The organism is Ruegeria sp. AH7, assembly GCF_056541325.1.
The window spans coordinates 40,531-52,641 of record NZ_JBQFYF010000006.1 but is presented as its reverse complement, the minus strand read 5'-3'; the positions used below and the strand labels follow the sequence as shown (position 1 = coordinate 52,641).

General features: G+C 56.9%; 11 protein-coding genes and 1 pseudogene. 4 read left to right on the top strand and 8 right to left on the bottom strand.

Features of this window, described 5'->3' with window-relative positions:
- Positions 1-95: 95 nt before the first annotated feature.
- The 6 genes and pseudogenes from ACR0JX_RS14810 to ACR0JX_RS14785 form a co-directional block, all read right to left on the bottom strand.
- Positions 96-1,121, bottom strand: a complete 1,026-nt coding sequence (locus ACR0JX_RS14810; RefSeq protein ID WP_480544552.1) for a trans-3-hydroxy-L-proline dehydratase — start codon at positions 1,119-1,121, stop codon at positions 96-98.
- Between the two features lie 65 nt (positions 1,122-1,186).
- Positions 1,187-2,437 carry an NAD(P)/FAD-dependent oxidoreductase gene (locus tag ACR0JX_RS14805; RefSeq protein ID WP_480544551.1) on the bottom strand — a complete coding sequence of 417 codons (1,251 nt, stop codon included), beginning with the start codon at positions 2,435-2,437 and terminating at the stop codon, positions 1,187-1,189.
- A 62-nt stretch (positions 2,438-2,499) separates the two neighbouring features.
- Complete coding sequence (locus tag ACR0JX_RS14800) at positions 2,500-3,432, bottom strand: 4-hydroxyproline epimerase (RefSeq protein WP_480544550.1); 933 nt, start codon at positions 3,430-3,432, stop codon at positions 2,500-2,502.
- The gene (locus tag ACR0JX_RS14795) at positions 3,423-4,382 is read right to left on the bottom strand and encodes a dihydrodipicolinate synthase family protein (RefSeq protein ID WP_480544549.1); all 960 of its coding nucleotides are present in this window, start codon (positions 4,380-4,382) and stop codon (positions 3,423-3,425) included. The genes ACR0JX_RS14800 and ACR0JX_RS14795 overlap by 10 nt, the downstream gene beginning before the upstream one ends.
- Positions 4,383-4,420: 38 nt before the next feature.
- Positions 4,421-4,777 (bottom strand): annotated as a pseudogene (locus tag ACR0JX_RS14790) (ATP-binding cassette domain-containing protein); the annotation flags it as partial.
- A 263-nt stretch (positions 4,778-5,040) separates the two neighbouring features.
- On the bottom strand, positions 5,041-5,925 hold the full coding sequence (locus ACR0JX_RS14785) for a LysR substrate-binding domain-containing protein (RefSeq protein WP_480544548.1): 885 nt from the start codon (positions 5,923-5,925) through the stop codon (positions 5,041-5,043).
- A 136-nt stretch (positions 5,926-6,061) separates the two neighbouring features.
- On the opposite strand from ACR0JX_RS14785, the gene ACR0JX_RS14780 reads away from it, so the two are divergent.
- From ACR0JX_RS14780 to ACR0JX_RS14765, 4 genes are all read left to right on the top strand, one after another.
- Positions 6,062-7,681 carry a GMC family oxidoreductase gene (locus ACR0JX_RS14780; protein ID WP_480544547.1) on the top strand — a complete coding sequence of 540 codons (1,620 nt, stop codon included), beginning with the start codon at positions 6,062-6,064 and terminating at the stop codon, positions 7,679-7,681.
- 62 nt (positions 7,682-7,743) lie between these two features.
- Positions 7,744-9,186 carry an aldehyde dehydrogenase family protein gene (locus ACR0JX_RS14775; protein WP_480544772.1) on the top strand — a complete coding sequence of 481 codons (1,443 nt, stop codon included), beginning with the start codon at positions 7,744-7,746 and terminating at the stop codon, positions 9,184-9,186.
- A 117-nt stretch (positions 9,187-9,303) separates the two neighbouring features.
- Complete coding sequence (locus ACR0JX_RS14770) at positions 9,304-9,756, top strand: cupin domain-containing protein (RefSeq protein WP_480544546.1); 453 nt, start codon at positions 9,304-9,306, stop codon at positions 9,754-9,756.
- Positions 9,753-10,706 carry an NAD(P)-dependent oxidoreductase gene (locus ACR0JX_RS14765; protein WP_480544545.1) on the top strand — a complete coding sequence of 318 codons (954 nt, stop codon included), beginning with the start codon at positions 9,753-9,755 and terminating at the stop codon, positions 10,704-10,706. Before ACR0JX_RS14770 ends, ACR0JX_RS14765 begins: the two co-directional genes overlap by 4 nt.
- A 34-nt stretch (positions 10,707-10,740) precedes the next feature.
- Here the strand turns inward: ACR0JX_RS14765 and ACR0JX_RS14760 are convergent, their stop codons facing one another.
- Both ACR0JX_RS14760 and ACR0JX_RS14755 read right to left on the bottom strand, forming a co-directional pair.
- Complete coding sequence (locus ACR0JX_RS14760) at positions 10,741-11,379, bottom strand: DsbA family protein (protein ID WP_480544544.1); 639 nt, start codon at positions 11,377-11,379, stop codon at positions 10,741-10,743.
- Between the two features lie 135 nt (positions 11,380-11,514).
- On the bottom strand, positions 11,515-12,111 hold the full coding sequence (locus ACR0JX_RS14755) for a TetR/AcrR family transcriptional regulator (protein ID WP_480544543.1): 597 nt from the start codon (positions 12,109-12,111) through the stop codon (positions 11,515-11,517).

The following is a 12,111-nucleotide window of genomic DNA, read 5'->3' as shown; positions in this document are numbered from 1 at the left end:
CCTCGCATAGCTTTGAATATTTTAGCTTTTATTTTGTATCCAACATCTTAGCAGATCAAGTGATCAATGCACCGGCGCAATCGGACCGGCGTTCCTCAGACGCCCCAGGTGTCGGACAGACGGTAGCCCCCGGGCCATGGGTCATCGGGGTCTAACATATGTTGGTGGATACCTGTGATCCAACCTCGGCCACCGATTTCAGGGATAATCGCGTCACGACCACCGACCGTAGCCTTGCCCAGAATGCGACCGGTAAAGCTGGACCCGATGATCGAAGTTGCCTCGAAGGTTTGACCGGGCGCCATTATCCCTTTGGCCGCCATCAACGCCATGCGTGCGGAAACTGCCGTACCTGTCGGCGAGCGATCCACCTTGCCCGGCTGGATGGCGACGGCAGATTTGCTGGTCAACCCGATCTCTGTAGACGACAGAGGCCCGCAAAATGCGCAGAACGAGATATGGTTCCAATCCGGGTTTTCGGGATGCGAGAACCCAAGTTGTTCGTTGGCCGCATTGGTTATGCGCACGCCCGTCCGGGCAATGTCGCGCGCTTCGTGTGCGGCGATCTCAAAACCCAGCGCCTGGGCATCGACCACGACGAAACTGTCGCCCCCATATGCCGTGTCGACTGTAAGTGTGCCCAGGCCCGGAACCTCCAGCGGGACCGAGAGTTTATCCGCAAAGCTAGGCAAGTTCTGCACAAAGATACGTTGTGCCTTGCCTTCACGACATTCTGCCCGCACTCGCACCAACCCTCCAGGCGCTTCAAGCACCATTCGGGTCTCGGGTTCGCGCATGGGAATGATCCCCCCATCCAACAACACCGTTGCAACACAGATCGAGTTTGATCCAGACATCGGCGGCGTGTCTTCCGGCTCCATGATAATCCAGGCGGCATCAGCCTCGGGATGCTTGGGCGGCACCAGTAGATTAACATGCCGGAACACACCGCCACGGGGCTCGTTCAGCACGAAATTGCGCAGGGCTTGGTCCAGAGCAATAAAACTGCGCTGATCCCAGAGTGTCTCTCCCGGCGGCGGGGCCACGCCGCCTACGATGACATCCCCCACCTCTCCTTCTGCATGGGCAGAAATAACGTGAATCGTTTTGCTGCTGCGCATCTGTCCCTCAATCCTACCAAGCGGCGAGTTGACCTAAAGTGTCGCAAATCGAGGCGTCCTTCGGATCAGAAACGCGTCGACGCGTAAGGCCGCATATCAATCATCGGTTCACTGCCCATGGCCAGATCAGCGATCAGCTCAGCTGTGCCCGCCGATTGGGTCAGCCCCAGATGGCCATGCCCAAAGCCGTAAAGAACCTGCGGAGAACGGGCCGAACGATCAATGACCGGAAGGCTATCCGGCAGCGACGGGCGAAAACCCATCCATTGCGTGCCACCGTCTGTGTTCAAGCCCGGCATGAAGCGTTTTGCCTTGTTCAGCAACGTCTTTGCCCGCTTGAAGTTGGGCGCCAGTTGCAGCCCCCCCAGCTCGACCGCGCCACCAACGCGCACACCGCCATTGATACGTGACACGACAAAGCCATGCCCGCCAAAAGTCAGATGCGTCCGCAGATCAAAGGCCCCTTCGGGTAGAGTCGTGTTGTATCCGCGCTCGGTCTCCAACGGGATGCGATCTCCCAGGGTTGCGGCCAATCGGTGCGACCATGCGCCTGCACAGACAACGACTTGCCCCGCTGTCAGCTCCCCCGTGCTGGCTGTCACCCTTACTCCGGCTTCAATGGGTGTCAGCGCAGAAACACCCGCAATCTCGATCTGCCCTCCGCGCGATGTGAACTGTTTGGCCAAATGGCTGGTCCAGAGGGCCGGGTCTATGGTGTTCAACCAGGTTGGCGTGAACCCTGCATGGGTGAATCTGCGATCCAGGCCCGGCTGAATCTCGGCGATCGCCTCCGGGTTCTCAAGCAGGTCAAAAGGAATACCGTGTTCTTTGCGCAGCTCCCAAGTGGGTAGGCTGGCCCGAAACTCGGCCTCGCTTTCGAACAGCTGCAATTGGCCGTCGCGCTGGATGAATGCCTCTCCGCCTACATCTGCAACCTGACGCTCCAAAGCGGCACGACAGTGGTTCATCAACTCTGCCTGCGCATTTAGCGACGCGATGTAACGATCCCGCCAGCTGGCCCGCCAAAAACGCAACATCCAAGGGGCTATATTCAGCGCGTAGGAAGGCGGGATCGATAACGGCCCTAGCGGGTCAATCAGCCACTTCGGCGCCTTGCGCATAATCCCTGGCGTCGCCAGCGGTTCGATTTCAGTAAAAGCAAACGCCCCGGCATTGCCTTGCGAGGCCCCTGCCCCAACCCCTTCCCGATCCAGCACCAACACCTGTTTGCCGCGTTTTTGCAATGCCAGTGCCGTGCTGATCCCGATCAGGCCTGCTCCGATCACAATAGTATCCGGTTGAATGCTAGACTGCATGGTTGAGTGCTTTCACATTGCGTTTCCCATAGGGTCAGATCGCTCTGCCCCGAAAGAGCCTTTCAAAAGGATATACCTGCACGAAACGGGTCATCTTTCGCGAAAATCAACTTACCTTCCCCCATGACATGGGCCTGCCCGGTCAGGCTGGGAATGACGCCGCCATTTGCACCTAGCTGATAGCTCAACCGATAAGGACTGCCGATAACGCTTTCCTGCACGATCTCTTCACCCGGCGCCAACACCCCATCGGCCGCAAGGCAAGCCAGGCGGGCGGAGCTGCCAGTTCCACAGGGCGAACGGTCATATTCATCATCGGGACACAGTACAAAGTTGCGGCTGTGGATACCTGCGAAATCGGATTGTCCCTGCAACACCACATGGTCCACAAGCTCACCTTTTTCGCCCGCCACACCTTGCGCGATACACGCTTTGCGAATGGCGATCGCCAGATCACTCAGGTCACGGATGTTGCGCGGCTCCACAGCGATTGGACTTGGGTCAACGATAAAGAACCAGTTCCCGCCATAGGCCAGGTCTCCGATCACCTGCCCATGGCCCGCAACTTCAACCGCAACAGAGGAGCGGACCCGGCGACTTTCGACATTGGTGACACGCACGGTATTTGCATCTAACAGGTCTACCGAAATCAGACCGGCTGGGGTTTCAAAAATGTGCCTGCCGGGGGCGATCCGGCCCTGATAGGCCAGCGTGACAGCCAAACCGATAGTGCCATGACCGCACATGCCAAGAACCGCATCAGCGTCGAAATAGATCACACCTGTTTCACTACCCGGGTCCTGCGGATCAACCAGCAGCGCCCCAACCATCCCAGGCTGACCGCGCGGCTCCAGCAGAACGGATTTGTAGAACGCCTCATGCTCGGTCGCCAGACGGTGGGCACGTTCAGCCAGAGACCCTGAACCCAGATCAGGGCCACCATCCAGGATTACGCGTGTGGGCATCCCGCCTGTGTGGCTGTCGATCACATGCATTCAGCGATGATCCCGCCCTGTTTGGACCAATCTTTGAACCAAGCGCGGAACAGGGCATATTGCTGTTCGCAATAGTTGCGTTGCGCGTCCGTCAGTTCGTCTGTTTCATTGAAATGCAAGCGGTATTCCTCTTCACCGTTTAGCACCAGAAGGTATTTGTAGTAGAGCACCAGATCTGTGCCTTCGTCAAAGCTGGCCAGCACTCCAAAAGCCTCTTCCAGTTCCAGCGCACGCTGACGCGCCTCGGCATGACCTACGGCTGCCTTTTGGCATAGCGCCGCCAGCAACAGCGCCTCGCGCGGTAAGGCTGTGCCAATGCCTGTAATCGAACCGGTTGCACCGCAATTGACGAAGCCATGGTAAACCTCGGTGTCCACACCAACCATCAAAGTGACCTGATCATCTTTGGATGTGATGTGTTCTGCTGCATAACGCAGATCGCATTTGCCGCCGAATTCCTTGAATCCCACAAGGCTGGGGTGTTCAGAGCGCAGTTCCAGAAACAGATCGGCACGGGTTGCAAAGCCATAGACCGGGCTGTTGTAGATAATTGCAGGTATATCCGGAGCCGCTGACAGGATCGCCTTAAAATGGTTCCTCTGTGCCGCAATCGACGAGCCGCGCGACAGCACGCGCGGGATCACCATAAGCCCGGCCGCCCCGACTTTTTGCGCATGTGCCGCCAGAGCAACCGCAGATTTGGAATTGATCGCACCAGTTCCGACGACAACGGGCAGCCCGGCGTCGATCAAACGCTCAACCCCTTCCATGCGCTCGGCATCAGACAGCAACGGCCAATCGCCCATCGAACCGCAATACACAACAGCCGACATTCCAGCCGCGATCATTTCCTTGCCCTTTTTCACCAGCGCATCAAAATCCGGTGTCCGATCCGGTTCGCACGGGGTCATCAGGGCCGGCATCGTGCCGGTAAAAATGTTCTGGGACATGAACGTAACCTTCCTTAACGTGTCGTTTGGCCAACTGTTTAGCGTACATTGGCCAGAAATTTGCGTGTATTCTCGGACTGTGCATCACCAAAGATCTGACCGGGTGGGCCAATCTCTTCCATCACGCCCTGATGGAAAAAAGCAACCCTGTCCGACACATCCCGTGCAAAACCCATCTCATGTGTCACACAGATCATCGTCATGCCTTCTTCTGCCAAAAGGCGCATGGTATCGAGGACCTCACCCACCAGTTCAGGATCAAGGGCCGAGGTCGCCTCGTCAAACAGCATGTATTCAGGCTCCATCGCCAAGGCCCGTGCGATGGCAAGGCGCTGCTGCTGACCGCCTGATAAGGCCGACGGGTAAACGTTGAGCTTTTCGCCTGCCTCATTATGCCAGCGCGGCAGTTTTATCTTGAATAATGTATCCATTATACATTTCTAACTGTCAACAGGGAATGGCATTATCGGATTTTGGCGCATCAGACAGGCAAATACCTTTGTGCGGGCGCTAAACTTGGGAAAGCAAAGAAGCGGAAAAGAATGGCCCAGATACACCAATACTGCTCAAAAGCAGGAACCGAACTCAGAGCCGCACCGATGATCGCTCAGATCAACTTGACCTGAGATAGTGTCATCAACGATGCGCACTGTTCAGCTTAGGACCAGTTGTGGATTGACTTCACCCAATCCGAAAACGCACGCACCTCGTCGCGCTTTTCCGCCCCCTCACGTTCGACAATGAAATGAGCCGGTCGGATCGCAAGCTTTTCTGGAATCGGCCTTACGACGGCGCCGCGATCAAGAAACGCGCTGGCAAAGCTTTCGACAACAATGGCCGTCCCGTAGCCGGAACTTACAAATTGCAACGCCATCAACGACGAATCAAAGCGCGTCACCTTTTGCGGGACCGGCGAGGTTAATCCTAACTGTTCCATCAGCTGCGGCCAATCTGTTTCGGAGCCATGGATGGTTGTGATGTGATCGGCTGCAAGCTGATCAAAGGTGGGCGCGTTTCCAAACCGCGAAAGATGGTCCCTGTGGCAGACGGGTATGGCATATTCATGGCCTAGATGCGTAACGTGACCGTCTGCCCAATCTCCATGGCCGAACCGGATGTCGACATCCCCTAAACCCTGCTGAAAACGGCCTGCCCAGACAAAGGTTGAAAGCTCAACATCAATGTCTGGATGTTCGGCTAGAAATTCGTTCAGGCGGGGCGCGATGATGAGGGTGGCATATGAGATCGAGGCCCTGACCTTGATCTGTCGCTTCCTGGCAGCACCAAACAACCCGGCTGTAGCGGTGCGCATGTCGGCAAGGCTTTGACGCACCGGTTGCGCATAGGCTTCGCCCATATCGGTGAGCGCAACACCACGCGGCAAGCGTTCGAACAGAGTGGTCTTCAGGTGATCTTCCAACAGACGCATCTGCTGGCTGACAGCGGCAGGGGTCAGGCCCAGCTCGTCAGCCGCAGCAGAAAAACTGGCAAGCCGAGCTGCAGCCTCGAAGGTTCGCAGCCAAGTTGGATGAGGCAGGTCCATGTCACATAACCGTTAAGTAAATTTTAGCCTATATCCTAAAATCCATTGTTTGATTTAACAATACTTCTGCCAGAAAGATGCCCCCAAGGATCGTGGATGCCTGTTGCACGCCACGAAAGGGAGGCAGGTTGTCGCGATGGGCGGCTATGATTTCATCATTATCGGCGCCGGGTCTGCGGGCTGCGTTTTGGCTGATAAACTAACAGCTTGCGGAGGTCACAAGGTCTTGCTGATCGAAGCGGGCGGATCGGATCGTCGTTTCTGGATCAAAATGCCTTTGGGCTATGGCAAAACCTATGACGACCCAAAGGTCAACTGGTGCTACACAGCCGCATCTGATCCCGGCTTGAACCAGCGACAGGCCTTTTGGCCACGCGGGCGTGTGATCGGCGGGTCAAGCTCAATTAATGCAATGGCCTATGTTCAGGGCTTGCCGCATGACTATGACGATTGGGAATATGCAGGTGCTAAGGGATGGAATTGGGCCGCTGTTTCAGAAACCTTTGCCGCGCTCGAAACGCAGCATACCGAGACGGGTGATACCGGAAACGGCCCAATTCACGTCTCTGATCTGAGCCAAAAGATGCATCCGTTTTCGAACCACTTTCTGGCCGCGTCGCGACAGGCGGGCTGGCCCATTCTGGATCATCTGAACGGGTCAGCGCGCGAGGGCATGGCGCGCCTACGCAGCACCGTCAGAAACGGCAGGCGCTGGTCGGCAGCAGACGCGTTTTTGCATAAGGCCCGAGGCCGAACCAATCTGCACATTGTCACTGACGCTCTGGTCGAACGGATAGCCATCAAAAACGGTACCGCAACAGGGGTCACGTATCGACAGGGCGACTGCAGCATCGTGGCGCACGCCGCGTGTGAAGTAATCGTCTGCGCCGGGGCCGTGAACTCGCCGCAGATCCTGCAGCGGTCGGGCATCGGCCCTGTAGCATTGCTGAAAAAGCACGGTATCGATGTGCAGCATCAACTTGAGCAGGTGGGTCAGGGTTTGCAGGATCATCTGGCAGTCTCTTATCAGTTTCAGGCCACTGAGCCGACACTGAACAATCGCTTGGGCAACTGGCCAGGCAAGATCATTGCCGGGGCGCAATATGCTTTGATGCGGCAAGGCCCCCTGGCCGTACCCATCAATCAGGTCAGCGGCTTTGTGCGGTCCGGGCGCAACAGGCACGCCGATTTGCAGATGTATTGCAATCCGATGTCCTATCGCGTGAATGCCGCCGGAAAGCCCGATGTGGACAAGAAGGCCGGCTTTTTGATCTGCGCGCAGCCCTGCCGCCCCACGAGCCGTGGCGCGGTTCTGATCACATCAGCGGACCCGAATAAAGCGCCCGAAATCCGGCCACACTCGCTGTCGACGAATGAAGATTGCGTCATGGCAATCGCCGCAGGGCGCAATATCCAGAAGCTCGCGAACACGCCTGCGATCCGTGCTGTAATCCGCGACCGGGCCGAACTCACGGAATGTTCCGATGACGCGTTGCTAAAGGATTTCCAAGCACGCGCCAATTCGGTGTATCACGCCAGTTGCACCTGCCGGATGGGGAACTCGGCCGCAGATTCAGTTCTCGACTCGCGCCTGCGGGTCCATGGCATGACCGGGCTGCGCGTGATCGATGCGTCTTCGTTTCCAAACATCACCTCTGGCAACACCAACGCGCCTGTCATGATGCTGGCCGCGCGCGGGGCCGAGATGATCCTGGCAGATGCAAAAATCTCGGGCGTGCACAGGCGCCCGGCATGAAACGCGATCGGCCGACAGGCGCACCAACGCAGGACCAAGGTCTTTCGAAAGGCAAAATCAATATGAAAAACCTGAACACCCACTATATCGACGGTGCCTGGGTCGCACCCCTGTCGAGCACAGGCTTCCCGATCAGGAACCCGGCAAATGACTCTGTGATCGGCACGGTTGCGCTGGGATCGGCTGCGGATGTAGACCGCGCTGTAGCCGCCGCGTCGCGTGCCTTTGCAACCTTCTCGAGAACCTCCAAGGCCGAAAGGCTTGCCTTGCTGGAGCGTTTGCTAGAGGTCTACACCGCACGTCTTGAGGACATGTCTTGGGCCATCACAAGCGAGATGGGCGCACCTATCGATATGTCACGCCAAGAGCAGGCAGGCTGCGGGATCGAGCACATCAAGGATTTCATCCGTGTGCTCAAAGACCACGACGCGCGCGAAACTCTGCCCAGTGGTGATGTACTGTATCGAGAGCCGATTGGCGTTTGTGGTCTGATCACGCCCTGGAACTGGCCGATCAGCCAGATCGCCCTTAAGGTCCTGCCTGCGCTTGCCGTCGGGGCCACCTGCGTGTTGAAACCTTCGGAACACACGCCCCTATCCGCCGCGATCTTTGCCGAGATCGTTCATGAGGCCGGTTACCCTGCGGGCGTTTTCAATCTTGTGTTTGGCGATGGGGCCGAAGTCGGCTCTGCAATGTCGCGGCATCCGGACATCGCAATGATGTCCTTCACCGGCTCGACCCGCGCGGGCATCCTGGTGTCGAAAGACGCCGCAGATACAGTCAAACGCGTGGCGCTGGAACTGGGAGGCAAATCCCCCAATCTGGTCTTTGCTGACAATGGCGCCGATCTGAAAGCGCGCGTCGAAGCGTCTGTTATCAGCTGCTTCCATAACACTGGCCAATCCTGCAACGCCCCAACACGGATGATTGTCGAACGCATCTGCTATGATGAGGTCGTTAACATCGCCGCTGCGGCGGCACAGGCGCAGACGGTGGGGGACCCGGCCCAGCCCGGCGATCATATCGGTCCGCTTTTTGATCAGATCCAATATGACCGCGTGCAGCGGATGATCCAGATCGGCATTGACGAAGGCGCGCGCCTGATTTCCGGTGGCCTCGGCAAACCGGATGGATTTGAAAGCGGATGGTATGCGCAGCCCACGATTTTCGCAGATGTGACAAACCAGATGGCCATCGCGCGAGAAGAGATTTTTGGCCCGGTTCTCGTCCTGATCCCGTTCGAGACCGAGGACGAGGCCATTCAGATTGCCAATGACACTGTCTATGGCCTGGCGGCTTACGTTCAGACGGGCGACGCCGAACGTGCCGAACGTGTCTGTGCAGCATTGCAGGCAGGTACTGTCACCATAAACGGACAAAGCACAAACTATGGCTCGCCATTCGGTGGGTACAAACAATCCGGAAACGGACGTGAAGGCGGGACCTTCGGGCTTGAAGACTATCTGGAACTGAAGGTCCGGGGTGGGCTTGGCCTGCCTGTCTAACCCATACGCAACAGGCCAGCCCCCGGCACTTTCCGCTTAGGGGGCTGGCTTAAATCGCCGAACACAGCTTGCGGGCAACTTCGGTCAAAGAAACTTTTTTGCTTGGGAGGAAGCAATATGTCCGACATGGACCTCAACCTGGCTCTAGAGCCAAGCCCCGCAAGTGACACGCCGCAAAACCCCTGGTTTGCGTTTCGTGATGATGCCCCGATTGAGGGCGGTTTCGACCCCAAATTCGGAGATGTCACCTGGAGAACACTGATCTGCAAAGATCGAATGAACTCGGACGATATCGTGCTGGGCACAGCCCATCTTCCGGCGTTCGGTCGCTTGCCGCTTCATCGTCACGATCCGGCCGAGTTCTACTATTTCATTTCGGGCCACGGCGAAGTTACCATCGAAGGCAAAGCAACCGCTGTATACCCGGGCATGGCGGTATTCGTTCCCGCTGGGGCCGAACATGGCGTGACCGCCAGCGATGAAAGCCTTGAGTTTGTCTATGGCTTCGCCCAGCATCGTTTTGGCGATGTGGTCTACAACTTCTCAGAACAACAGGACGCAAAACAATGAAAATCGGATTTATCGGCCTTGGCAATGTCGGTGGCAAGCTGAGCGGCAGCCTGATCCGCAATGGGCACGATGTGATGGTCCACGACCTGAACGCCGAATTCGTAGCTAAAAAAGTTGCGCAGGGCGCGACAGCCGGGGCCAACCCGGCTCAGATGATGCGGGAGTGTGACGTGGTCATCACGTGCCTGCCATCGCCTGCGGCCTGCGAAACCGTGCTGCAACAGATGCTGCCCGAGGTACGCGAAGGAAAGATCTGGATGGAGATGTCCACCACCGATCAGGCCGAGGCTGTTCGTCTGGGAAATCTTGTCATCGCAGCCGGAGGGGCTGCGGTGGACTGCCCGGTTTCGGGTGGCTGCCATCGCGCAGATACAGGCAATATCTCGATCTTTGCGGGCTGTGATCGCGTCACGTTCGAAAGGGTTCTGCCCTTGCTGACAACCCTTGGTCGCCGCGTGCTGCACACGGGAGAGTTGGGTTCGGCCTCGATGCTTAAGGTGCTGACCAACTATCTGGCCACCGTTCATCTGGTGGCCAATGCCGAGGCGCTGGTCGTGGCCAAAGCCGCCGGGATGAACCTCAACACCGCCTATGAGGCCATCGCGATATCGTCTGGCAACTCCTTTAGTCACGTAACCGAGAGCCAGGTCATCCTGAACGGGTCGCGCGATATCTCATTCACTATGGACCTTGTGAAAAAGGATATCGGGCTGTTTCAGGAGATTGCCGAGCGCAACAATGTGCCACTGGAAATCTCGCCGCTGATCTGCAAAATCTTCGACGATGGCATCGCGCGCTACGGCGACCGAGAGCTTTCGCCAAACATTATCCGCCGTTTGGAAGACGCAACTAGCCTGGACATCCGCGCCCCTGGCTTCCCAGCCGAGATGACAGATGATGAGCCTGAGGAACCCGGCTACGAGGTCACTCCAACCGGACTGGGACGTTAAAACCGAGCAAGAGCTTGTGATCGAACATCTTGGTTCAATCAACCGATGGATTGGTCCATGTCGATGGCCGAAACGGTCGCTCAAGAGCGCGTTCCACAAGGCTCAGGTGGTCTTGTCCATAAAACGGGTCGCCATCCACGATGTAGGTTGGTGACCCAAATATGTTGAAAGTTCGGGCCCAGGCCGAGTTGTCGCGCAGTTTTTGTTGGATCTGCTTCGATCCAGCCTGATCCAACAGCGTGGTTGGATTGTGACCCAACTCTGCCGCCACGGCCGCAAGCGTTTCAGTATCGGAAAGGTCTGCGTCGTCGCGCCAATGGGCTTCGAGCAATCTATGAGCCATGGCGTCAGTCTCCTGCCCTGTCTCACCCAGCGTGATGATCATACCAGATGCCAAGCTGTAGTCCGCATCGTGATATGTCGGCCTGAACCGGATAACCGGGACATCGCGATACTCGGCCCAGCGTTCGATTTCACGCCCGAAAAAGTAATCCACATGTGCTTGCGTGCGCGCATGGAAAGGCAAACTTCCCTGCGCTTCAACAACTGGTGACAACAGGACCGGTTTGTGGATTAGAGTGACATCGTGCTTGGCGCATATTCGGGCAAGTTCGGCAGAGCCCAGATAGGCAAACGCAGAATGTGCGGAATAGACATATTCGATTGCTGGCATATCGCTTTTATGTGGAAAGCCCACGGAAATGTATAGCGCGATTGCGCGTGGCGTTTCTACGCGGACGCGCAGATCTAAAGATGAGGCTGCTATAGTTAGACGAAACCCGAATATTGGCCCCCATTAGACTTGCGCCTAAAGCTTTCGAATACCGTGGACTGTCAGGGTGCAGACGAGGTCAGCATATTCGGTACGCGCCTTGGTTCCGGCCCCGGTGTTCCACATGTAATACCAGTTGAGCATCCCGAAGACCGACATGGTGGCACCGCGCAGTTTGTCTTTGTCATCACGCAAGGTCTCTGGGGAAAGCTCCTTCAGGAGCTCGCGGATAAAGCTCACCATGTCCAGCTGGTAGGTGCGCAGTGTTTTCTGCTGGTCTTGGGTCAAGGACCCCATGCCGCTGATCTGCACGCGATGTTCGTCATCGGCCCCTTGATAGGCATACAGGATTTCGCGCACCGCCTTACGGAGTTTTTCCTCGGGGCTCAGGCCGCCTAGCTCTACATTGCAAATGCGATCACGCAGCTCGCGAAGATAGGTTTCAAGGATGTCATAGAGGATAGCATCCTTGCTGTCGTAGTAGTGATAGATATTCGCCTTTGATATCCCACATTCTTTTGCCAACAAAGTCATGGAGGCACGGTCAAATCCCTGATCCGCAAAAATCTTTGCAGCGCGTTTCAGGATCTGTTCCCGCTTCTGGTCATGGTCTTTGGCGATTGTTCGGGCCAT

Coding starts and splice junctions, on each gene's coding strand:
- ACR0JX_RS14765 (WP_480544545.1), top strand. CDS start 9,753: ATGAAAATCGGATTTATCGGCCTTGGCAATGTCGGTGGCAAGCTGAGC.
- ACR0JX_RS14775 (WP_480544772.1), top strand. CDS start 7,744: ATGAAAAACCTGAACACCCACTATATCGACGGTGCCTGGGTCGCACCC.
- ACR0JX_RS14755 (WP_480544543.1), bottom strand. CDS start 12,111: ATGGCCCGAACAATCGCCAAAGACCATGACCAGAAGCGGGAACAGATC.
- ACR0JX_RS14800 (WP_480544550.1), bottom strand. CDS start 3,432: ATGCATGTGATCGACAGCCACACAGGCGGGATGCCCACACGCGTAATC.
- ACR0JX_RS14810 (WP_480544552.1), bottom strand. CDS start 1,121: ATGCGCAGCAGCAAAACGATTCACGTTATTTCTGCCCATGCAGAAGGA.
- ACR0JX_RS14785 (WP_480544548.1), bottom strand. CDS start 5,925: ATGGACCTGCCTCATCCAACTTGGCTGCGAACCTTCGAGGCTGCAGCT.
- ACR0JX_RS14795 (WP_480544549.1), bottom strand. CDS start 4,382: ATGTCCCAGAACATTTTTACCGGCACGATGCCGGCCCTGATGACCCCG.
- ACR0JX_RS14770 (WP_480544546.1), top strand. CDS start 9,304: ATGTCCGACATGGACCTCAACCTGGCTCTAGAGCCAAGCCCCGCAAGT.
- ACR0JX_RS14780 (WP_480544547.1), top strand. CDS start 6,062: ATGGGCGGCTATGATTTCATCATTATCGGCGCCGGGTCTGCGGGCTGC.
- ACR0JX_RS14805 (WP_480544551.1), bottom strand. CDS start 2,437: ATGCAGTCTAGCATTCAACCGGATACTATTGTGATCGGAGCAGGCCTG.
- ACR0JX_RS14760 (WP_480544544.1), bottom strand. CDS start 11,379: ATGCCAGCAATCGAATATGTCTATTCCGCACATTCTGCGTTTGCCTAT.